Here is a 23133-nt window from a genome sequence, read left to right as displayed (position 1 = left end):
ATCTGCCCACAAATCAATGTAGCTTGACGATGGTTTCCGACAGCGGAATATCCGCCTCGCGCAAGCAATCGCACAAGTCCTGCCAGGTCGCATCCTTGTCCGGAGCCACGTCCGGCACCATCAGCCAGGGCGAGCGCGCCAGCAGCTCTTCGCTGCCACGCAGCTTGAGGCCCACCTCATAACCCTGCATTTCCGGCTGATATTCGGCCACGGCTTGCAGGTCTTGCAGACCGCCAACCCGAGTCGCGATCAGGGCCACGGTCAGCCCCAGCCGCTTGCGGTTCCAGGCGCGTACGCCGGCCTGCAAGGACTCCCACCACGGCAGCGGAGCAAACAGCTCGGCTTCGCCATACTCCATCTCGGCACCGATGGCCTGTTGCACCAGCGGCATCACCGCATCCAGCGCCTTGCGCGACAATTGCCGCGCCTGCTCCACCGGCAGCGCGCCACGCTCCACCAGGAAAGGCAGCCAGGAGATCACCAGTTGCGGGTCCTGCGTCTTGCGCGCCGCCTCGTAAGTGGCACGGGAGGAGTCCGGATCCAGCGGCGCAAAATCACAGCCAGCATCCATCACCCCGGCCAGATGCATCAGGTTCTGGCAGGCGCGCTCATTCAGCATGTCCACGGTAAACAGCGTGGGAGAAATCCACAAAATGGCCTTTTCCGGCACATCCAGCGCATCCGCCAGCGGCGTTTCCAACCGTTCCAGTAGCGGGAAGTGCCACCACACCCCACCCTGTGCCCGGGAAAAGGCAAACGGCAAGGCCCACAATTCGAAAGACATCACCGAGCCATCCGCCCGCACCACCTCGGGAAAGGCAATGGCATCGCGTGCGCTGTTCACTAGCAAGGCACGCGCTGCCGGCTCGCCCAACAGGGACAGCTGGGCTTCGGTGAACACCGCCTGATCGCCCCCCATCAGCGCCTGCTGCACCTGGGCGGCAAAACCTGCGCGATGGATCGGGTCCTGTGTGGCGGCACGCGCTGCATCACGCAAGGTGCGGATGGCACGGCTGCGCTCGGCCGGTGGTAAGGGCTCGGTCGGCCCCTGACGCATTTCCCTGACCTTGGGACCCACTTCGCGTTCGGCATAGGCCTCATGCAAGCGCTGATAGCAGGCAATGGCTTCGTCGCAAATGGCCTGCAGACGGGATGCCGTCGGGGCCTCGCCACTGAAGTTGAAATCAAACAGGCGCAAGCCGCGGTTGCATACGTATACGCTGCGATTGCCGTCCACATCGAACAACAACGCACTGGCAAATTCCTCTTCATCACGACCGGCAAAGTCGGTGAAGTCATTGCCAACCAGTCGGCAGACAAAGGCCGGAGCAGCGGTATGCACCAGATACTCGGTCGCTTCCAGACCGGACTCGTCCACGGCGTCGCCAAAAATGAAGCGGTTGGGCAATTGCGGCTCGCCCTTGATATGGGCATTGCGGGGATGAGGTGTCATCAGTCAACCAGAAAAATTCAGCAAAAACATCCCATTGTACCCGCCAGCCCGCCCGAGGTGAAACCTCGGGGCAGCCAAATCACGCAATTTGCCTTATTGCTGTGCGCCTCTCCAGCTAGTCATTATGGCAGCCAATGCCTGCCGCTGCTGTCCTGCAGCATCGAAATTATCAGCAGAAAGCCATTGTTCCAGCAGCTGGCGCACCATCGGCCACTCACTATCCAGTATCGAATACCAAGCGGTATCGCGGTTACGCCCCTTGCTGACCATCGCCTGCCGGAACAAGCCTTCAAACAGAAAGCCCAAGCGCTCGGCCGCGCGGCGTGAAGGCAGGTTGAGGGCATTGCACTTCCACTCATAGCGGCGGTAGCCCAGCGCGAAGGCATGGCGCATCAGCAAATACATGGCCTCGGTCGCGGCCGGCGTGCGTTGCAGCAGGGGCGAGAAATTGAGATGACCCACTTCGATCACCCCATTGGCCGGGTCGATGCGCAAATAGCTGGCCAGACCAACAGCCAGCCCCGAGCCGATATCCACAATGGCATAAAACTGCGGATCAGCCAGGCCTTCCATACTGCGCAGCCACTGCAGATAGCTTGCCAGATCAGCAAACGGACCATAGCCCAGATAGGTCCAGTTTGCGCCCTCCACATCCCGCTGCATCGCAGCGTAGAGTGCCTCGCCATGGCGAGCCACCGACAGGGGCTCCAACCGGCAATACTGACCTTGTAACACCACAGCAGGCGGGTGCGGACAGGGCTGCCACGTCGGCAGCGGCAGACCATGCAATTGGCCCAGTGCATTGGCTTCGCCTGCTGCCAGACGCTGCTCGATAAAGACATCAGACATGATCACTCCTAACAGGCACATTGAATGGCGGATGCCGCCACGGCATGGCTGCCAACGGTAGCGTAGCCATCACGCTTCCACCAGTCCAGCCCACCCTGCAGCTCCTTTACCCGAAACCCCAGCTGCAACAGCTTGATCGCCCCATTGGTCGATCCATTACAGCCTATGCCATCGCAAAACGGCACCAGCAAGGCATCACGCGGCAAAGCGGCCGTGGTCTGTACCGACATGGTACGGTGCGGTAATGACAAGGCACCGGGAATGGTTTCCCTTTCGAACGCACTACTGGCGCGGGTATCGATCAGAATCAGCTTCTCCCCGGCATCCAGCGCTGCCTTTACATCAGCGGCATCGATTTCATAGGCCAGCTTGGCCTGATAGAACTCCAGCTGCGTCATCAGCCTCTCCTTGTTCATGCATTGCAATATCAGCAGATTACGGGCAAATTGATTCCTCTAAAAGAACCACTTATTACCCTCAAGCAGGAACCACTCACCCTCGTGCAAACCGACTGGATTATCGAACACCTGCAGCGCTGCTTGCTGCGCGATGGGCAGGCCACGCTGGGTCAGCAGCTATACCGTCTGCTGCGCGAAGCCATACGCAGCCAGCAGCTCAAAGGCGGCAGCGCACTGCCTGCCAGCCGCGCACTGGCACAGGCGCTGCAACTGGGCCGCAATACCGTGCTGGCGGCTTATGATCAGTTATTGGCAGAAGGCTATCTGCACAGCAGACAGGGAGCCGGCACCTTTGTCAGCGAGGTGTTTGCCCAGCAAACTACCCAAGCTCTCGTCATGCCGCATGCCGGTCTGTCACAGCGAGGCCAGCAGTTGACCGCACAGTGCCGCTTGCCTACCGGACTCACCGGTGCCTTTGCGCCCGGGCTACCGGAGTTAGAACAGTTTCCACACCACACCTGGCAGCGATTGCAACAAGTGCGCAGCAAACAGGCTCCCGCTCACTGGTGGCATTATCAGCAACAAGGTGGCTTGCCAGAACTCAGGCAAGCGGTGTGTGACTATCTGCAGCTGTCGCGCTCGGTGCGCTGTCAGCCCGAGCAGATACTCATCGTACAAGGTGCCCAGCAGGCACTGGAACTTACCGCTAGGCTGCTAAGCGATGCCGGCGACTGCGCCTGGATGGAAGATCCGGGTTATGTCGGTGCTCAGGCAGCACTGCAAGCTGCTGGTCTGCAGCTCACACCGGTGGCAGTAGATAACGAAGGCTTGAATCCGGCCGCAGCCCCTGCCGGCAGCACCCCACGGCTGATCTACATCACCCCCTCCCACCAATACCCCAGTGGCGTGGTGATGTCGCTGCAACGGCGGCTGGAGCTGCTGCAGCTAGCCGAAACCGGTAATAGCTGGATCATCGAAGACGATTACGACAGCGAATTCCGCTACGATGCTCAGCCCATCGCCTCCCTACAGGGCTTGGCCAGCAGCGAGCGGGTCATCTATGTCGGCACCTTCAGCAAGGTGATGTTTCCGGCGTTACGGCTAGGCTATTTGGTGATCCCACCGGCACTGATCGACAGTTTTCGCGCAGCCTATGCCCGCCTCTACCGTGAAGGCAGCTATGCCCAGCAAGCAGCACTGGCCGACTTTATCGAACAGGGGCACTTTGCCCGCCACATTCGTCGCATGCGCGAACTGTACCGCATACGCCAGCAGTTGCTGCGGCATACGCTGGACCATGCCCTGGGCAGGGCACTCCCCCTATCTGCCGGCCAGGCCGGCATGCATCTGGTGGCCCGACTGCCCGCCCATGTCGACGACCAGCAGCTAAGCAGCCATGCCGCCCGGGAGCAGCTATGGCTACGCCCGCTATCCGGCCATTATCTGGAGCAGCCCCAGCAAAACGGGCTGGTACTGGGTTATGCCGGCGTCGAAGAAACCCTTATCCGCCAGTCTGCCTTGCGGCTGGCGCAATTGCTGGAGCCCATGCTGTGACCCATCACAAACCACCATTACTGATCAGTGCCTGCCTGCTGGGGCAACCTGTCCGCTACGATGGTCAGTCCAAGGGTCAGAATGCCGCATGCCTGACACAGCTTGCGGCACATTACCAGCTACTACCCGTCTGCCCCGAATGCGCAGGAGGACTGCCAGTACCACGCCCTGCTGCTGAAATCATCAATGGTGATGGCCGAGGGGTCCTGCTGGGCCTGGCCAGGGTGGTGACGGCCAGTGGCGAAGATGTTAGCCAGCCATTCAAGGCCGGAGCAGAGCATACCTTGCAGTTGGCCAGGCAATATGGCTGCCAGCTGGCACTGCTCAAAGCCAATAGCCCATCCTGTGGCAACCACGACATCTACGATGGAAGCTTCAGTCAACAACTGCAACACGGCCAGGGTGTCACTGCCGCCTTGCTGCAACAGCATGGCTTGCAGGTATTCAATGAAAATGAAATAGACCAACTGCTGGAGCTAGTGACTGACAGACATTGATTTGATGAGATCAGAATGCAAAAAGCCCGGAACAAGTCCGGGCTTTTTGCTAGCCAGCATGCTGGCAAATGGGAAGTTTGGCGGTGTCCTACTTTCACATGGCGAATGCCACACTATCATCGGCGCTAAGGTGTTTCACGGTCCTGTTCGGAATGGGAAGGCGTGGGACCACCTCGCTATGGCCACCAAACACAAGCTGTCGTCTGTTTTCCTGCCGGAATGACTCAACAGTCAGCAAAACAGCTAAATCAAAGCCCAGCTCTGTTGAGCTGGGCTTGTGTATGGGGAGTCTGGCGGTGTCCTACTTTCACATGGCGAATGCCACACTATCATCGGCGCTAAGGCGTTTCACGGTCCTGTTCGGGATGGGAAGGCGTGGGACCACCTCGCTATGGCCACCAGACATAAACTGTCAACAAACTCGAAGAAGCTTTGTACCCCAGACTCCGTCTGGAACACTGAATTAATTAGATATCTTACTCTTGGATCTTTGATCGCGTCGCACACTCACTATCCATTCGGTCTTGGTCTCCCAAGCCACTCAAATGATAGGATCAAGCCTCACGAGCAATTAGTATCGGTTAGCTTAACGCCTCACAGCGCTTCCACACCCGACCTATCAACGTCCTGGTCTCGAACGACTCTTCAGGAGGGTCAAGCCCTCAGGGAAGTCTCATCTTCAGGCGAGTTTCCCGCTTAGATGCTTTCAGCGGTTATCTCTTCCGAACTTAGCTACCCGGCAATGCCACTGGCGTGACAACCGGTACACCAGAGGTTCGTCCACTCCGGTCCTCTCGTACTAGGAGCAGCCCCCGTCAAACTTCCAACGCCCACTGCAGATAGGGACCAAACTGTCTCACGACGTTTTGAACCCAGCTCACGTACCACTTTAAATGGCGAACAGCCATACCCTTGGGACCGGCTACAGCCCCAGGATGTGATGAGCCGACATCGAGGTGCCAAACACCGCCGTCGATGTGAACTCTTGGGCGGTATCAGCCTGTTATCCCCGGAGTACCTTTTATCCGTTGAGCGATGGCCCTTCCATACAGAACCACCGGATCACTATGTCCTGCTTTCGCACCTGCTCGACTTGTCGGTCTCGCAGTTAAGCTACCTTTTGCCATTGCACTATCAGCACGATTTCCGACCGTACCTAGGTAACCTTCGAACTCCTCCGTTACACTTTGGGAGGAGACCGCCCCAGTCAAACTGCCTACCATGCACTGTCCCCGATCCGGATAACGGACCAAGGTTAGAACCTCAAAGGGGTCAGGGTGGTATTTCAAGGTTGGCTCCACCAGAACTAGCGTCCTGGCTTCAAAGCCTCCCACCTATCCTACACAAACCACTTCAAAGTCCAATGCAAAGCTACAGTAAAGGTTCACGGGGTCTTTCCGTCTAGCAGCGGGGAGATTGCATCTTCACAAACACTTCAACTTCGCTGAGTCTCAGGAGGAGACAGTGTGGCCATCGTTACGCCATTCGTGCGGGTCGGAACTTACCCGACAAGGAATTTCGCTACCTTAGGACCGTTATAGTTACGGCCGCCGTTTACTGGGGCTTCGATCAAGAGCTTGCACCCCATCACTTAACCTTCCAGCACCGGGCAGGCGTCACACCCTATACGTCCACTTTCGTGTTGGCAGAGTGCTGTGTTTTTGATAAACAGTCGCAGCCACCGATTCTCTGCGACCTCTCCAAGCTCCATCCGCAAGGGATCTCACCTAAAGAGGCATACCTTCTCCCGAAGTTACGGTATCAATTTGCCGAGTTCCTTCTCCTGAGTTCTCTCAAGCGCCTTAGAATTCTCATCCTGCCCACCTGTGTCGGTTTGCGGTACGGTTCTTGTGTAGCTGAAGCTTAGTGGCTTTTCCTGGAAGCGTGGTATCAGTCACTTCAGGTCCGTAGACCCTCGTTATCACTTCTCGGTGTTGAATGAAAGGGCGGATTTGCCTACCCTAACCACCTACCAGCTTGAACGACCTATTCCAACAGGCCGCTGACCTAACCTTCTCCGTCCCCACATCGCACTACACAAAAGTACGGGAATTTTAACCCGTTTCCCATCGACTACGCTTTTCAGCCTCGCCTTAGGGGCCGACTCACCCTACGCCGATGAACGTTGCGTAGGAAACCTTGGGCTTTCGGCGAGCGGGCTTTTCACCCGCTTTATCGCTACTCATGTCAGCATTCGCACTTCTGATATCTCCAGCATCCCTTACGAGACACCTTCACAGACCTACAGAACGCTCCCCTACCATCTGCACTTACGTGCAAATCCGCAGCTTCGGTTATCAGTTTGAGCCCCGTTACATCTTCCGCGCAGGACGACTCGACCAGTGAGCTATTACGCTTTCTTTAAATGATGGCTGCTTCTAAGCCAACATCCTGGCTGTCTGGGCCTTCCCACTTCGTTTACCACTTAACTGATCATTTGGGACCTTAGCTGGCGGTCTGGGTTGTTTCCCTCTTGACGATGGACGTTAGCACCCACCGTCTGTCTCCCATGCTCGCACTTTCCGGTATTCAGAGTTTGCCATGGTTTGGTAAATCGCAATGACCCCCTAGCCATAACAGTGCTTTACCCCCGGAAGTGATACATGAGGCACTACCTAAATAGTTTTCGGGGAGAACCAGCTATCTCCGAGTTTGTTTAGCCTTTCACCCCTATCCACAGCTCATCCCCTAGTTTTGCAACACTAGTGGGTTCGGACCTCCAGTGCGTGTTACCGCACCTTCATCCTGGCCATGGATAGATCACTCGGTTTCGGGTCTACGCCCAGCAACTAAATCGCCCTATTCGGACTCGGTTTCCCTACGCCTCCCCTATGCGGTTAAGCTTGCTACTGAACGTAAGTCGCTGACCCATTATACAAAAGGTACGCAGTCACCCCTTACGAGGCTCCCACTGTTTGTATGCATCCGGTTTCAGGTTCTATTTCACTCCCCTCCCGGGGTTCTTTTCGCCTTTCCCTCACGGTACTGGTTCACTATCGGTCGATCACGAGTATTTAGCCTTGGAGGATGGTCCCCCCATCTTCAAACAGGATTTCGCGTGTCCCGCCCTACTTTTCGTATGCTTAGTACCAAGAATGAAATTTCGTGTACGGGGCTATCACCCACTATGGCGGACATTTCCAGGTCCTTCCACTATCTCAATCTCTATCACATACAGGCTATTCCGCGTTCGCTCGCCACTACTGACGGAATCTCGGTTGATTTCTTTTCCTCGAGTTACTTAGATGTTTCAGTTCACTCGGTTCGCCTCCACAGACCTATGTATTCAGTCTGGGATACCTATTGCTAGGTGGGTTTCCCCATTCGGACATCGCGGGATCAAAGCTCTATTGCCAGCTCCCCCGCGCTTTTCGCAGGCTTACACGTCCTTCATCGCCTGTGATCGCCAAGGCATCCACCAGATGCACTTAGTCGCTTGACCCTATCATTTCAGTAACCTAAATTACCAATCCGACAGAATGTGTTTGTGCGACGTGCCACACCGCCCCTTTTGATATGGCGACATGACACTAGATACAATCAAATTCCCAAGATGACGATTTGTCCTACATGCAGAATTAACTCCATGTATTTCATCTCGCCGTCTAATTAATTCGGCTTCTTCAGTTTGTTAAAGATCGGGCATTGTAAAAACAACGCAAACAGAAATTCACGCAACCCTGACAGGTTGTGTGCGCTTTTGTTTGCACTGTAAGAATGGTGGAGGATGACGGGATCGAACCGACGACCCCCTGCTTGCAAAGCAGGTGCTCTCCCAACTGAGCTAATCCCCCAAACTGGTGGGTCTGGTAGGACTCGAACCTACGACCCCTGCGTTATCAACACAGTGCTCTAACCAGCTGAGCTACAAACCCAGTTACTACCCTTAAATCACGAATAACCGATAGGTTGTGAATACTTGACGATCGCCTTCTCTAGAAAGGAGGTGATCCAGCCGCAGGTTCCCCTACGGCTACCTTGTTACGACTTCACCCCAGTCATGAATCCCACCGTGGTAAGCGGCCTCCTTACGGTTAGCCTACCCACTTCTGGTGAAACTCACTCCCATGGTGTGACGGGCGGTGTGTACAAGACCCGGGAACGTATTCACCGCGGCATGCTGATCCGCGATTACTAGCGATTCCGACTTCACGCACTCGAGTTGCAGAGTGCGATCCGGACTACGATCGGTTTTATGAGATTGGCTCCACCTCGCGGCTTCGCGACCCTCTGTACCGACCATTGTATGACGTGTGAAGCCCTGGTCATAAGGGCCATGAGGACTTGACGTCATCCCCACCTTCCTCCGGTTTGTCACCGGCAGTCCCATTAGAGTGCTCAACTAAATGGTAGCAACTAATGGCAAGGGTTGCGCTCGTTGCGGGACTTAACCCAACATCTCACGACACGAGCTGACGACAGCCATGCAGCACCTGTGTGTCGGTTCTCTTTCGAGCACCAAGCCATCTCTGGCAAGTTCCGACCATGTCAAGACCAGGTAAGGTTTTTCGCGTTGCATCGAATTAATCCACATCATCCACCGCTTGTGCGGGTCCCCGTCAATTCCTTTGAGTTTTAACCTTGCGGCCGTACTCCCCAGGCGGTCAACTTCTCGCGTTAGCTACGCTACCAAGGATTCAAACCCCCAACAGCTAGTTGACATCGTTTAGGGCGTGGACTACCAGGGTATCTAATCCTGTTTGCTCCCCACGCTTTCGTGCATGAGCGTCAGTGTCATCCCAGGGGGCTGCCTTCGCCATCGGTATTCCTCCGCATCTCTACGCATTTCACTGCTACACGCGGAATTCTACCCCCCTCTGACGCACTCTAGCCGTGCAGTCTCCAATGCAGTTCCCAGGTTGAGCCCGGGGCTTTCACATCAGACTTACACAACCGCCTGCGCACGCTTTACGCCCAGTAATTCCGATTAACGCTTGCACCCTACGTATTACCGCGGCTGCTGGCACGTAGTTAGCCGGTGCTTATTCTTCAGGTACTGTCATCCCCCAAGGGTATTAACCTTAGGGATTTCCTCCCTGACAAAAGTCCTTTACAACCCGAAGGCCTTCTTCAGACACGCGGCATGGCTGGATCAGGCTTGCGCCCATTGTCCAAAATTCCCCACTGCTGCCTCCCGTAGGAGTCTGGGCCGTGTCTCAGTCCCAGTGTGGCGGATCATCCTCTCAGACCCGCTACTGATCGTCGCCTTGGTGAGCTCTTACCTCACCAACTAGCTAATCAGACGTCGGCCGCTCGAATAGCGCAAGGTCTTACGATCCCCTGCTTTCCTTCTCAAAGCGTATGCGGTATTAGCTATCCTTTCGGATAGTTATCCCCCACTACTCGGCACGTTCCGACGCATTACTCACCCGTTCGCCACTCGTCAGCGGAGCAAGCTCCCTGTTACCGTTCGACTTGCATGTGTAAAGCATGCCGCCAGCGTTCAATCTGAGCCAGGATCAAACTCTTCAGTTCAATCTCATAGCAAATTTTCTGGCACGCAAGATCAAAGAAATAAACAAGTACTTCTTCTTCTTGCAGTGCAAGTATTTGGCTTTCGCCAAGTACTCACACCTATCGGTTATTCTGTTTTTTAAAGAGCGGTGCAGGTCGCTGCGTTTCGTTTCCGTCGCTGCGTTGTCTGCTGAGGAGGCGAACTATACCGCCGCACCCTGTCCTCGTCAACACTTTGTGCGAAGAAAAGTGCAGATTCTGGCCAAACATCGACTCGCATCGGGCTAAGTCACTGATGGGCAATAAACTATGCCATAGGGGTTTTATTACAGCCTTGCTGCGGACGCACAAAAATACGCGCCTCCCCGTTCGCACTTGCCGTGATGGGTGGGGCTGGCTGACGTAAAAAGCAGGTCACCGCATCGACACCGACAGCAAAAAGCCCGGCTGACGCCGGGCTTTTTGTACAAAGTACGACTCATCGCTGTATCAGCTACGGTAGTCCGCGTTGATCTTTACATAGTCATAGGAGAAATCGCAGGTCCAGACCGTAGCCTGGGCTGCGCCACGCCCCAGTACGACACGTACGGTGATTTCGCTTTGGCTCATCACACGTTGGCCATCTTCTTCCTGGTAATCCGGGTTGCGACCGCCATTGCAGGCAACCAGTACATCATCCAGATAGAGAGAGAGGCGATCGACATCCAGATCGCTGACACCGGCATAGCCAATGGCGCACAGCAGGCGACCCAGGTTCGGATCAGAGGCAAAGAAAGCGGTCTTGACCAGCGGCGAACGGGCGATGGCGTAGGCGACGTCCTTGCACTCGGCAACGGAACGGCCACCTTCGACCTTGACGCTGATGAACTTGGTGGCACCTTCACCATCGCGGATGATGGCCTGAGCCAGTTCGGTAGCCACATCCACCAGCGCGGCCTTGAGGATGGCATAGGCCGGGTGATTGACCGAGTCGATGCGCGGCGCGGCGCTCTTGCCGGTGGACACCAGAATGAAGCTGTCATTGGTGGAAGTGTCGCCATCAACCGAAATGCAGTTAAAGGAGAGGTCGGCCACTTCCTTGACCAGTTGCTCCAGTACCGGGCGGGTGACCGGCGCATCGGTCGCCACGAAACCCAGCATGGTGGCCATATTGGGATGAATCATGCCAGCGCCCTTGGCGATGCCGGTGATGCTGACCTTGGCACCGTCGATCTCCAGCGTACGGCTGGTGGCCTTGGGGGCGGTATCGGTGGTCATGATGGCTTCGGCCGCTTCGGCCCAGTTAGCCTCACGACGGGTGGGCAATGCCTGGATGATCTTGTCGACCGGCAGCGGCTCCAGAATCACACCGGTAGAGAACGGCAAAATCTGTTCGACAGCGCAATCCAGCTCACCAGCCAGTGCCTGGCAGACCGACAGCGCACGCTGGCGGCCATCTTCACCGGTGCCGGCATTGGCGTTGCCGGTATTCACCACCAGTGCGCGAATCTGCACGCCGGCATCCAGGTGTTTCTTGCTGATCTGCACCGGGGCGGCACAGAAGCGGTTTTGCGTGAAGACGCCGGCTACGGTATTGCCTTTGTCGATGCGGATGACCAGCACATCCTTGCGATTGGCCTTTTTGATACCGGCCTCTGCCACATTCAGTTCGATGCCATCGATGATGGCCAGTTGGTCGGCGCTAACCGGGGTCAGATTGACTGCCATGATGAGTTCTCCAATGCCTGCACGCTGACACGTGCTTGTTGCTTGCGTGTTGTGTGGCTCGATTGTAACGGAATCATTCCTGCTGGCTATCCAGGATTTGTTGCAACGCACTACCGTAGCGCGCCAGTTTCAGCTCGCCCAGACCATACACTTTTCCCAGTTCACGCAGGTTTTGCGGGCGGCGCTCGACGATATCGCGCAGGGTGCGATCAGAAAAGACAGCATAAGCCGGCACATTGTGCTCATCCGCCATCTGCCGCCGCCAGCGGCGCAGGGCCTGCCATAGCCGTTCTTCGCGCTCGGTACGCAGCCAGCGATCGGTATTGACGCTGCGCGCCTTACTGTCTTCAGCCAGCGGGCGCAGATAGATTTTCTCCTGCCCTTTGAGCAGCGATCTGCACGCATCCGTCAACACCAGCGACTGGCCACGGGCAATATCCACCTGCAGGATCTTGCGGGCGACCAGCTGGCGGATCAGCGAGCGCCAGGCGCGCTGATTGTAATCACGGCCGATACCGAAGGTGGACAGCTTGTCATGACCGAAACTGGTGACTGACTGGTTGCTGCGTCCCAGCAGCACGTCCACCACATGATTGGCGGCAAAGCGCTGCTCTACTCTATAGATACAGGACAGCAGTTTTTGCACCGGCACAGTGGCATCAAAGGTAATGGGGGGATTCAGGCAATTATCACAATGACCGCAAGGCTGGCTGCTTTCGCCAAAGTGGCTGAGGATTTGCTGGCGGCGGCAACTGGCGGTTTCGCAGAAGGCCAGCATGGCATCCAGCTTGGACAGCTCCACCTGTTTTTGCAGCTCGGCCATTTCCGAACCCTGAATCATCTGGTTGAGCTGCACCATGTCGTTGAGGCCATAGCACAGCCAGCTGGAGGCTGGCAGGCCATCGCGCCCGGCGCGGCCCGACTCCTGATAGAAGTTCTCCGGACTCTTGGGCAGATCGATATGGGCGACAAAGCGCACATCCGGCTTGTCGATACCCATGCCGAAGGCCACGGTGGCTGCCATGACAATGCCCTCTTCACGCAAGAACTCGCGCTGATGGCGCTCGCGCACTTCGTGGCTGAGGCCGGCATGGTAAGGCAGCGCGGGAATGCCGTTCTGGCTCAGCCATTCGGCGGTTTCTTCCACCCGTTTGCGCGACAGGCAGTACACGATGCCGGAAGCACCGGGATATTCATTATTGATGAAGTCCAGCAGCTGCTTTTTGGCATTGTGCTTTTCCACCACCTGATAGAACAGATTGGGGCGGTCGAAGCTGGACAGAAACACCCGTGCGTCGCCCAGTTTCAGGTAATGCAGGATGTCTTCGCGGGTTTGCGGATCGGCCGTTGCCGTCAGGGCAATACGCGGCACTTGTGGATAATGTTCGGCCAGCATGCCCAGCTGTTGGTATTCCGGGCGGAAATCGTGCCCCCACTGGCTGACGCAATGCGCTTCGTCGATGGCAAACAGTGCAATATCCAGTTGGGCCAGAAAATCGAGAAAACGGGGCGTCAGCAGCCGCTCGGGGGCGACATAGAGCAGATCCAGCGTGCCGGCCCGCGCCTGCATGGCGATGGCGCGTGCGTCTTCCGGCGAGGTGGCTGAATTAAGGCAGGCCGCTGCGACACCCACTTCGGTCAGCGCGGCCACCTGGTCCTGCATCAGCGCGATCAGCGGCGACACCACGATGGCGATGCCCGGCCGCAGCAGGGCTGGTATCTGGTAGCACAGGCTTTTGCCGCCACCGGTAGGCATCAGCACCAGTGCGTGACCGCCTTCGACGATATGATTGACGATCTCCGCCTGTTGCCCACGAAACGCCGGGTAGCCAAAGATATTGCCAAGTAGGGAGAGTGCGTCCTGCATGCGGAAAAGAGACCAGATCCGGCTGGAAACACCAGCGCGACAAATGGCAGCAACCTGTCGAAGTCATGGGAAGCTACCTATTGTACGGCAAAGCGGCTGGCAGCAAAAAAAAGCCGCCCGGGAAGGGGCGGCAACAAGTTGGATGGAGACAATGTGAAACGAAGAGGAAAATGCTCTCGTGCATGAAAGACCCTGCTGCCACTAGGAAAGTTCCTAGCCGTATGCGCTATAAACTTTCAGAAATTGTAAAAAATCGTTCTCGCCACAAGATATTCTCCCCTCGCTGCTGAACCGCTGGCAGTAACAAAACTCCAATCGCGCTGCAACTTGCCGCCGCATGGCCCGCACGATTTCCCCCTGAGGGCGGCCTATGCGAAACTGTGCGCATCAAACCGGAGATCAAGCATGTTTTATCGTCTGCTCGCCCTGGCAGCCTGTGGCAGCCTGCTGGCCGCCTGCACCACCCTGCCGCCCCAGACCAGCCCGACCAAGCCGCGGCCAGGCCCCGGCCCAACGCTGTCACAGGCAAATGCCGACTGGGAAAACCTCGGTGTCTCGCCCAACGGCAATATCCTGAACGAACTGGACAAGCTGTCGATCAAGCCGCAAGGCTCGGTGGTCACTTTCCGCGACCGCAAGACCATTTTCAATCTGCGCAAGGAAAACTTCCTCTCCACCCCGCGCCACAAGGTCTCCATCAACAGCTGGCTGATCGACTGCTCGGCACGCACCTTCCGGCTGACCGCCATGGTGCTGTTTGATGAAAATGGCCGGCAGATTGCCAGCTACACTTACAATGACAGCCAGATAAAGGCCATGCCGGTGACACAAAACTCTGCCAGTTTTCAGCAGATGCAATACGTATGCAAAGGCCTGGCCGGCTTCTGATATATTCGGAGCCAAACCAACCGATAAGCACCGCCCAGCCTGCATCAATCAGACAGGCTGGCGGCAAAATCACCGTCATTGATTTGTCAGCGCATTCACCGGCATTGCCAGAGGGAGATCCCATGCACGCCATCCGTCGTGTGGTGTTCAATCAGAAAGGTGGAGTAGGCAAATCCACCATTACCGCCAACCTGGCGGCGGTTGCCGCCCGTCGAGGCAAGAAGGTATTGCTGATCGATCTGGATGCCCAGGGCAATGCCAGCCAGTATCTGAGCGGAGCCATCCAGCCCGCCGCCGAAAAATCGGCCGCCGGTTTTTTTGGCCAGATGCTCAATATCAGCATGTACAGCAAGGATTTGCAGGATTTCGTCAGCGACACGCCGTTTGATGCACTGCAACTGCTGGCCTCGCACCCGGAGCTGAGCGAGCTGATGGTGAAGCTGGAAAGCCGCTACAAGATGTTCAAGCTGAAAGAAGCACTGGACCAGGTGGCCGGTGACTTTGACGAAATCTGGATCGACACCCCGCCTGCGCTGAATTTCTTTACCCGCTCGGCGCTGATTGCCGCCGACCGCTGCCTGATTCCATTTGACTGCGACGCTTTCTCGCGCCAGGCGCTGTACAACCTGATGGCCAGCGTCGAGGAAATCCGTGCCGATCACAATCCGGCGCTGCAAGTAGAAGGCATCGTGGTCAACCAGTTCCAGCCGCGCGCCAGCCTGCCGGTACGACTGGTGGCCGAGCTGCGTGCCGAAGGCCTGCCGGTACTGGACCCGCCCTTGTCGGCCTCGGTCAAGATCCGCGAATCGCACGATGTAGCACGCCCGATGATCTATCTGGATCCCAAGCACAAGCTCGCCGTCGAATTCGCTGCGTTGTACGACAAGCTGGCCTGAGCCAGCGGGACATCATGTCGACCAGCCTGAGTCGCTTCACTTCCCTGCTGCTGGGAGCGCTACTGACCATTATCCTGCTCTGCGCGGAATACGCGCTGCTGCTGGATAACGACCGCGTGCGCGAACAGGAAAAACTGCAGCACTGGGGCGAACTGGGCACCGAACTGCTGGCCACCCGGCTGCAGGAAATGCTCGACCGTACCGACCTGCTGGCGCAAAGCCTGATCCGCCAGCGCCACAGCACCGGCACGCCCCCCAATCTGGGCGAGCTGGCCCCCACGGTACTCAAGGAAGAAAGCCGCTTTGGCGGCATCGGCATCGTGCGCCGTATCGAACCGAATCAGCGCACCGAGTTTGAAACCGCCATTGCCAACAGCATTCGCATGCTGAAAGACCGGCATCTGGTCACCAGCCCGCAACAGCCCATGTATTACCCGGTGGAAAGCTATCTGCCGGACGATGGCAATGCCCTGCCGCAAGGCATGGATCTGGGCAGCCTGGACAATGCGCGCCGCAAGATGGAGCAGGCGCGCAATCGCAACCAGCCCATGCTGATGTTCAACACCCTGATTCCCGGTGCGCCCCCCCGGCTGGACATCATGGCCAACCTGAATGACGACGGCCACCTGCTGCTGGTGAACCTGCGCAGCGACCTGCTGCTGCAAAGCAGCCAGAGCAATCCCGACCAGCCCAATCCCTTGCAGCATGTGCGGCTGGTCGCCTGGAACCAGGATGCGCCAGACCGGCCCAGCCTCGACTCTCATCCGCTGCAGGCCCTGCCATCCGGCAATCCGCTGCTGACCACCCGCCGCAGCATCGGCGGCTACGACCTGCTGTTTGGTGCCTATCCGCTGGAAGACAACCAGCCGGCGCTCAGTGCACAGGGCTATGGCATTCTCGCGACTTCCGCCCTGATCATGTGCCTGCTGCTGATCCTGCAACAACGCCAGATCAGCAACAACCAGGGCCTGCGCACCCTGCTGCGCCGCCAGCATCATCAGCTGGAGCTGAATAACCGCACCCTGCGCGAACAGATCAACGACCGCGCCAGCTCGGAACAGGCGCTGGCCGAAAGCGAGGCGCGCCAGCGCGCCATTCTGCAAGCCAGTTCCGATGCCATCATCCTGATCAACCGCAGCGGCCTGATTACCCATGTCAATCCGGCAGCCGCCAAGCTGATCGGCCAGAGCGCCGAATCCATCGAACACCTGCCGGTCGGCTCCCTGCTGACCGAGCTGTACAGCCTCAGCCCCAGCATCAGCTTCGAATCGATTGCCGCCGCCCGCGAAGGTCGTACCTTCGAAGCCCACCTGCTGCGCAGCGACAACAGCCAGATGCCGGTCGAACTGTCGCTCAGCCGGGTAGAGGCACCGGACGACTCCTTCTATGTGGCGGTATGCCGCGACATCAGCCTGCGTAAAGAACAGGAAGCGGCGCTGATCCGGCTGAAAAACAGCCTGGCCGAACAGGTAGAGGTACAAAGCCGGCAACTGGCGGCGCTGCTGGAAGCCAGCCCCATGGCCATGGCCTATATCGTCGACCGCCACCTGCGCCGGGTTAACGGCGCTTTTCTCGACCTGTTCGAACGCGAGGAAGACGAAGTCATCGGCCAGACCACACTGCCCTACTTCGAGAGCCAGGAGCAATGGGAACGCACCGGGCGGGCGCTGTACAACCTGCTGAACGATGGCAAGGTGGTCCAGTCCGAAGTCAAGCTGCGCACCGGTAGCGGCAAGCTGATCTGGTGCCGCATGTTTGGCCGGGCAGTCAATCCCTCGGTACCCAAACTGGGCACCATCTGGCTGTACCAGGACTTCTCCGCCCAGCGCGAGATGGAAGATGCCCTGCGTCAGGCCAAGACCCTGGCCGAGGAAAACAGCCGCGCCAAAACCGAATTCCTGGCCAATATGTCGCACGAACTGCGCACCCCCATGCACGCCATTCTCGGCTTTACCGAAATTGGCGAAACCCGCGCCAGACTGCTGCAGGACGACAAGCTGGAACAATACTTCCAGCGCATCCACAGCAGCGGCAACCGCCTGCTGCAATTGCTGAACGACCTGCTGGATCTGGCCAAGATGGAAGTCGGCAAGATGGACTACCACTTCGGTCACTTCGATCTGGCTCACTGCCTGCGCGAAGCCTGCGATGAAATGACGCCGCTGGCCAGCAACCACAACATCAAGCTTTACCTGTACTGCACGCCGGAAAAGCTGACGGCCGACATCGACCCCTTCCGCCTGGGCCAGGTGATACGCAATCTGCTGTCCAATGCCATCAAGTTCAGCCCGGCCGGCGAAGTCATCCGCGTCACCGCCCGGCTGCAACTCAATAACCAGCAGCAGGAGGAAATCCTCATCTGCGTTGAAGACAGCGGCCCCGGCATTCCGGTGGACGAGGTGGAAACCATCTTCGACAAATTCATCCAGAGCAGCTCCACCAAGACCGGAGCCGGCGGCACCGGCCTGGGCTTGGCCATCTGCCGGGAAATCATTCAGGCACACCACGGCATCATCTTTGCCGAAAACCTCAGCCCGCGCGGTGCGGCCTTTACCGCGGTACTGCCACGCCGGCACGACAATAGCGCGACATCCCAAGAGATAAGCCATGTCACATCGACTTTTACTCGTTGACGACGAGCCCTTCAATCTGGAGCTGATGACCGAACTGCTGGAAGCAGCCGGTTACGAAACGCTGTGTGCCGAGAGCGGCGAGCAGGCCTGGGAGATCCTCCAGCAGCAAGGCAGCAGCCTGTCCACGGTGCTACTCGACAAGATGATGCCCGGCCTCAACGGCTTTGATGTGCTCAAGCGCATCAAGAACACCCCCGAGCTGAATTTCCTGCCGGTCATCATGCAGACGGCCATCAATTCGCCGGCCAGCGTGCAGGAAGGCATGGAGGCCGGTGCCTTCTACTATCTGACCAAACCCTTTTCCCGCGACATGCTGCTGGCCGTGGTCAAGGCAGCGCACAGTCACTGGGACCGCCACCAGGCTTTTCGCGAGCTGGCCAAGCAGCATCTCGATGCACTGGCGCAATTGCAGCAGGCCGAATTCCGGCTGCGTACGCTGAAGGAAGCGCAGACCGTCACCGCATTGCTGGCGCGCACCTGCACGCAACCGGAAAAAGTAGCCACCGGCCTGTTTGAGCTGATGGTCAATGCGGTGGAGCACGGTAATCTCGCCATCAGTTACGAGGAAAAGACCCGGCTGCAGGCCGAGGGCGACTGGGAAAGTGAACTGGAGCGCCGCCAGCATGACCCGGTACTGGGCCAACGCGAAGTCAGCATCAGTTTTGTGCGCGAGCCCGACCGCTTCAGCTTCACCATCCAGGACATGGGTGAGGGCTTTGACTGGCAGCAATATGAAGACTGCCCGGCGGCTTCGCTGATGGCCAGCCACGGGCGCGGCATACTGATTGCCCGCAAGCTGTCGTTTGACCAAGTGGAATACCAGGGCAAGGGCAACTGCGTGGTGGCCCGCGTACAGCGCCAGCGGTAGCCGCTCCTCATTTTAGCCGGGCAGATGCCGGTGCTGCCGGCTCGCCATCCTGGGCACAAGGCCCGGCACTGCGCCAGTAGCGTGCCGCCTGTTGGCGATAGCAGTCATAACGCACCTCCGCCCCCAGCGTCAGGCTGAGCAAGCCATCGGCATCGGTACGCAATACCCGGCCCTGTTGCTGCAGGGCCGCCAACACCAGCGGATGCGGGTGGCGGTAACGGTTGAGAAAGCCCGCACTCAGCACCGATAGCTGCGGCTGCAATGTTTCCAGCCACAGCGGCGCAGTGGAAGTACGACTGCCATGATGCCCAACCACCAGCACACTGCTGCGCAATTGCTGGCCATAATCCGCCACCAGCCGCTCCTCCACCGCACGCGGTGCATCGCCGGTCAGCATCAGCGCATGCCGCTGGCCCGCCACCCGCAACACACAGCTATGACTGTTGTCATCCGTCAGCACTTCCGCGGCCGGCGGCCAGAGCACGTCAAAGCGGATACCATCCCAGACCCAGCTCTGAGCGCGCTGGCAGCGCTGACCGGACAAGCCGTATTGCTCCAGCGTGGCCTTCTGGCCGGTCAGGATGCGCCGCACCGGCAGAGCAGCAGCAACATCGGCAGCGGCGGCATCGTGGTCCTTGTCGTGATGCGACAGCAGCAAGACATCCAGTTGCCGTATGCCCAGCCCCTGCAATTGCGGCAAGACCCAGCGCCCGCCCTCGGCCGCCCCGGTATCAAACAACAGGGCGTGCTGCCGGGTCTGGATCAGTACCGACAAGCCCTGCCCCACATCCAGCACCACCGCCCGGAACTCCCCGGCCTGCGGCGGTGGCGGCTGATAACACAAGGCCGGCAACAGCAGGCTGGCCCCCAGCCAGTGACCGGGCATGCCGGCGGGAGCCAGCAAATATAGACTGCCGATGCCCCCCAGCAGCAACAGCGGCCACGGCGCGGCGGCCAGTTGCAACATGGGCCATTGCGCCAGCCAGTCCACGCCACGGTAAAACCACTCGGCCAGCCAGCCGCTCAGCAACAAGGGCCACTCCCACGGCAAGGCCACGGCCAGCAATGCCAGCGGCGTCAGTAACACCGACACAAAGGGAATGGCCACGGCATTGGCCAGCGGCGACACCAGCGGAAAATTGCCAAACAGGCTCAGCAGCGGCAGTAGCGAGGCCACGGTAGCCGCCCATTGCCCTCGCCACAGCTGGTACGCCTTACCGGCTGGCCGACGCCGCCCTGCCGACGACAACATCAACGCCGCCACCAGCCCGAAAGACAGCCATAGCCCCGGCGCCAGCACTGCAAACGGGTCAATCAGCAACACCAGCGTCAAGGCCAGCCACCACATATGCAGGCCAGACCAGTGCCGCCGCCACAGCAGCATCAGTACCATGCAGCCCAGCATGTACAGGGTGCGCTGGGTGGGCACCGAAAAGCCGGCCAGCACCGCATAGCAGGCGGCCGCCACGACACCACTACCGACAATGAGCAAGCGCGGAGGACAAAATGCCAGCGGCCAGCGGCGCAGCACACCTGCCACAAGGGCAGCGACCATGCCGGCCACCATGGTGATATGCAGGCCGGAGATCGACACCAGATGCGTCAGCCCGGTACGTGCCAGGCTCTGCCACTCGGCACGATCAATGCGCTGCTGCGCCCCCACGGTGAGGCCGGCCACCAGTCCGGCGGCCCGGCTGCGCCCCAGCACCGCCTCGATACGCAACACCAGCCGCTCGCGCAGCCTGTCCACCCAGGCCGTGGCATCCTGCGCCTCGCCCAGCTGCCGGGCAGCAGGCTGCACCGTGCCGCTGGCCAGCACGCCTTCCGACCATAGCCACTGCTCGGCATCAAAGCCGAAGGGGTTGGCGGTGGACTGGCGCGGGCGAAAGCGCGCCGTCAGCTGCCAGCGTTGACCGGCATGCCATGGCGCAGCCATGACCAGTTCACCCTTGCGGGCAAATACCGTCAGTTGCACGCGCGGTGGCAAATGGGCTCCGGCAGTCAGCACCCGCTCCACCTCAAACTGCATGCGCACACCATAATCCCCTGCTGCGGGCAGCCCGCGCACCACACCCTCCAGCAACAACGGCTGCTGCCACTGCGTGGCGGGTAATTCCTGTGCCAGCCGCCATTGCGCCCGTGCATCGGCATAGCCCAAGCCCAGCAGGAAGGCCACCAGCAAGCCGGCCAGCATGGCCGGGCGCGGACGGGCCAGCCGCGTCAGCAGCCATGCCAACAGGCTCAGACCGCTCAGATTCCACAAGGAAGGCAGCTGTGGCAGAAAGGCGCAGCACACCACGCCGCACACGAACAAGGCGAGTTTCAGCATGCGGCTGTTATGCCGCTTGCCGCTGCCGCTGGCAATGTCGAGCCGGACAGGCGGCTTGCCGCCGTCCGGCGCATCCCGTATCGTGCCGGCAGTTATTCAAGGAAGCCTCATGACCGTCACGCCCCTGTTCTGCGCCGAAAGCGCGCGCCGCGACTATGCCGAAGGACTGGCCAGCCGCTTTGCCCTGCCCTTGCTGAGCCGGCGTCCCGACGCGGGATACTGGCTGGAGCTGGGCCCGCAGCGGCTGGAACTGGTCACCACCGGCAACAAGCATGGCGCGGTATACGCCGAGTTTGTCGAAGGTGCCGCACGCCACCGCCGCGAACAGGGTGGCGGCCGTGGCCAGCCGGTAGCCAAGGCAGTGGGACTGAAAGGGGCCAAAGACCTGCCGCACATCGTGGATGCCACGGCGGGCCTGGGGCGCGACAGCTTTGTACTGGCCAGCCTGGGCTGTCAGGTCACCATGGTGGAGCGCTCGCCGGTGGCAGCCGCCCTGCTGTTTGATGCACTGGAACGCGCAGCCCGCGCGGCGGATACCGCCGCCATTGCGGCACGCATGCAGCTGGTGCATGCCAACTCGGCGGACTGGTTGCTGCAATTGCCGCCGGAACAACGCCCCGAAGTGGTATTTGTCGATCCCATGTTTCCCGATACCGACAAGAAAACTGCGGCCGCCAAGAAAGACATGCAGGCCTTTCAGCAGGTGATTGGCGATGATATGGACAGCGCCCGTTTGCTGGAGGCCGCCATCACGGCGGCCAAGGTGCGGGTCGTGGTCAAGCGGCCACGGCTGGGTGCCCCGATTGAAGGGGCCAAGCCTTCGGCAGTGCTGGATGGCAAATCCACCCGTTTCGACCTCTACATCATCAAGGCGCTGCGCCCACAAACTGACAGCCAGTAGCAGCAAGCTGCTTGCCTGTCTGACCGGCCAGGCCTAGCCTTGAAGTGGCACCCACGGATACCAACAAGAAAGCCCTCCATGAGCATTACCTTTGCCCAACTGCTAGACCAGTACTGGTCGGCCCAGAAATGGGAAGTCAACCTGCTGATTACCTGCAATCTGCTGGGTGGCCTGATCCTGGGCTGCCTGGTCGGCTATGAACGCTGGTCGAATGGCCGCGCTGCCGGCATGCGCACCTATGGCCTGGTGTCGATGGCTGCCACCGGCGTCATCAGCATGATCGGCTATTCGGGTTTCTGGTATGGCGGTGCGCACGCCGACATCATGCATGGCGACATGACCCGCGTGGCACAAGGTGTATTGACCGGGGTGGGTTTTCTCGGAGCCGGCATGATCATGAAGGAAGGCATGTCCATCAGCGGTCTCACCTCGGCCGCGTCGGTGTGGATGTCCTCGGTGATCGGCATCCTGGTGGGGGTGGGCTTTTACCTGTCCGCCATCGCCGTCACCTTGCTGTGCATTGCCTGCATGCGGGTGTTGAACTGGATGGAAAACCGCCTGCCCCGCCGCTTCAGCCTGTATGTCAATCTCACCGTGCCGGGCGAGCAGCACTGGACGGTAGACAAGATTTCAGGCGATCTGCGCAGCCTGGGGGTGATCGTGCATGAGGAAAGCATCTCGTTGAAGGTAGGCCCGGACGGCAGCGAGTGGAGCTTTATGGTGTCGGCCATCAACAAGCACCATCTGATCAATGTGGTCGACCTGTCGAGCGCCATCATGGAGCTGGAGGCCATCGAGACCTTCAGCATTCAGCCGGCCCGCAACTAAGCCGGCTTGGC

Annotated in this window: 14 protein-coding genes, 2 tRNA genes and 4 rRNA genes; 8 read left to right on the top strand and 12 right to left on the bottom strand. The window is 59.0% G+C overall.

The annotated features are described in order from the left end of the window. Positions 1–13: 13 nt before the first annotated feature. From FAZ30_RS07900 to FAZ30_RS07890, 3 genes are all read right to left on the bottom strand, one after another. Entirely contained in the window at positions 14–1453 is a 1440-nt protein-coding gene (locus tag FAZ30_RS07900; RefSeq protein WP_124644436.1) for a hypothetical protein, read from the bottom strand. Between the two features lie 93 nt (positions 1454–1546). After that, complete coding sequence (locus FAZ30_RS07895; protein ID WP_124644437.1) at positions 1547–2302, bottom strand: GNAT family N-acetyltransferase; 756 nt, start codon at positions 2300–2302, stop codon at positions 1547–1549. 8 nt (positions 2303–2310) lie between these two features. Further along, on the bottom strand, positions 2311–2700 hold the full coding sequence (locus FAZ30_RS07890; protein WP_124644438.1) for a rhodanese-like domain-containing protein: 390 nt from the start codon (positions 2698–2700) through the stop codon (positions 2311–2313). Positions 2701–2802: 102 nt separating this feature from the next. Between FAZ30_RS07890 and pdxR the strand changes: the two genes are divergently transcribed. Next, positions 2803–4254 (top strand): MocR-like pyridoxine biosynthesis transcription factor PdxR, encoded by a 1452-nt coding sequence (gene pdxR / locus FAZ30_RS07885; protein ID WP_124644439.1) that lies wholly within the window; start codon positions 2803–2805, stop codon positions 4252–4254. Then, positions 4251–4751, top strand: a complete 501-nt coding sequence (locus tag FAZ30_RS07880; RefSeq protein ID WP_124644440.1) for a 2-thiouracil desulfurase family protein — start codon at positions 4251–4253, stop codon at positions 4749–4751. Before pdxR ends, FAZ30_RS07880 begins: the two co-directional genes overlap by 4 nt. A gap of 75 nt (positions 4752–4826) precedes the next feature. Here the strand turns inward: FAZ30_RS07880 and rrf (FAZ30_RS07875) are convergent. From rrf (FAZ30_RS07875) to recQ, 8 genes are all read right to left on the bottom strand, one after another. Continuing rightward, a 5S ribosomal RNA gene (gene rrf, locus FAZ30_RS07875) occupies positions 4827–4941 on the bottom strand. 98 nt (positions 4942–5039) lie between these two features. Continuing rightward, positions 5040–5154, bottom strand: a 5S ribosomal RNA gene (rrf, locus tag FAZ30_RS07870). A 147-nt stretch (positions 5155–5301) separates the two neighbouring features. After that, positions 5302–8193: ribosomal RNA gene (locus FAZ30_RS07865) — 23S ribosomal RNA — on the bottom strand. A 276-nt stretch (positions 8194–8469) separates the two neighbouring features. Next, positions 8470–8545, bottom strand: a tRNA-Ala gene (locus FAZ30_RS07860). Between the two features lie 4 nt (positions 8546–8549). Then, a tRNA-Ile gene (locus FAZ30_RS07855) sits at positions 8550–8626 on the bottom strand. Between the two features lie 64 nt (positions 8627–8690). Then, positions 8691–10226: ribosomal RNA gene (locus FAZ30_RS07850) — 16S ribosomal RNA — on the bottom strand. Together the 16S, 23S and 5S rRNA genes with 2 tRNA genes alongside form the textbook arrangement of a ribosomal RNA operon. A gap of 468 nt (positions 10227–10694) precedes the next feature. Further along, positions 10695–11912 carry a bifunctional glutamate N-acetyltransferase/amino-acid acetyltransferase ArgJ gene (gene argJ / locus FAZ30_RS07845; protein ID WP_124645608.1) on the bottom strand — a complete coding sequence of 406 codons (1218 nt, stop codon included), beginning with the start codon at positions 11910–11912 and terminating at the stop codon, positions 10695–10697. 73 nt (positions 11913–11985) lie between these two features. Beyond that, the gene (recQ, locus tag FAZ30_RS07840) at positions 11986–13779 is read right to left on the bottom strand and encodes a DNA helicase RecQ (protein WP_137009221.1); all 1794 of its coding nucleotides are present in this window, start codon (positions 13777–13779) and stop codon (positions 11986–11988) included. Between the two features lie 405 nt (positions 13780–14184). Between recQ and FAZ30_RS07835 the strand changes: the two genes are divergently transcribed. The 4 genes from FAZ30_RS07835 (at position 14185) to FAZ30_RS07820 (ending at position 19064) form a co-directional block, all read left to right on the top strand. Beyond that, positions 14185–14667, top strand: a complete 483-nt coding sequence (locus FAZ30_RS07835; RefSeq protein WP_124645606.1) for a surface-adhesin E family protein — start codon at positions 14185–14187, stop codon at positions 14665–14667. Between the two features lie 122 nt (positions 14668–14789). Next, positions 14790–15563, top strand: coding sequence for a ParA family protein (locus FAZ30_RS07830; RefSeq protein ID WP_124645605.1), 774 nt, complete (start codon positions 14790–14792; stop codon positions 15561–15563). 14 nt (positions 15564–15577) lie between these two features. Further along, entirely contained in the window at positions 15578–18196 is a 2619-nt protein-coding gene (locus tag FAZ30_RS07825) for a sensor histidine kinase (protein ID WP_124645604.1), read from the top strand. Next, on the top strand, positions 18171–19064 hold the full coding sequence (locus tag FAZ30_RS07820) for an ATP-binding response regulator (RefSeq protein WP_137009219.1): 894 nt from the start codon (positions 18171–18173) through the stop codon (positions 19062–19064). The genes FAZ30_RS07825 and FAZ30_RS07820 overlap by 26 nt, the downstream gene beginning before the upstream one ends. A gap of 7 nt (positions 19065–19071) precedes the next feature. On the opposite strand, the gene FAZ30_RS07815 is transcribed toward FAZ30_RS07820, so the two are convergent. Beyond that, a complete protein-coding gene (locus tag FAZ30_RS07815) occupies positions 19072–21393 on the bottom strand; it encodes a DNA internalization-related competence protein ComEC/Rec2 (protein WP_137009217.1) in 2322 nt (773 codons plus the stop codon). A 109-nt stretch (positions 21394–21502) separates the two neighbouring features. Here FAZ30_RS07815 and FAZ30_RS07810 point away from each other — a divergent pair, with 109 nt between their 5' ends. Further along, positions 21503–22294, top strand: coding sequence for a class I SAM-dependent methyltransferase (locus FAZ30_RS07810; RefSeq protein WP_124645601.1), 792 nt, complete (start codon positions 21503–21505; stop codon positions 22292–22294). Between the two features lie 78 nt (positions 22295–22372). Then, a complete protein-coding gene (locus tag FAZ30_RS07805) occupies positions 22373–23122 on the top strand; it encodes an MgtC/SapB family protein (RefSeq protein WP_124645600.1) in 750 nt (249 codons plus the stop codon). Positions 23123–23133 lie beyond the last annotated feature (11 nt).

Source organism: Aquitalea aquatilis (assembly GCF_005155025.1).
Lineage (GTDB): Bacteria > Pseudomonadota > Gammaproteobacteria > Burkholderiales > Chromobacteriaceae > Aquitalea > Aquitalea aquatilis.
This window is presented reverse-complemented; position numbering and strand designations above follow the sequence as displayed.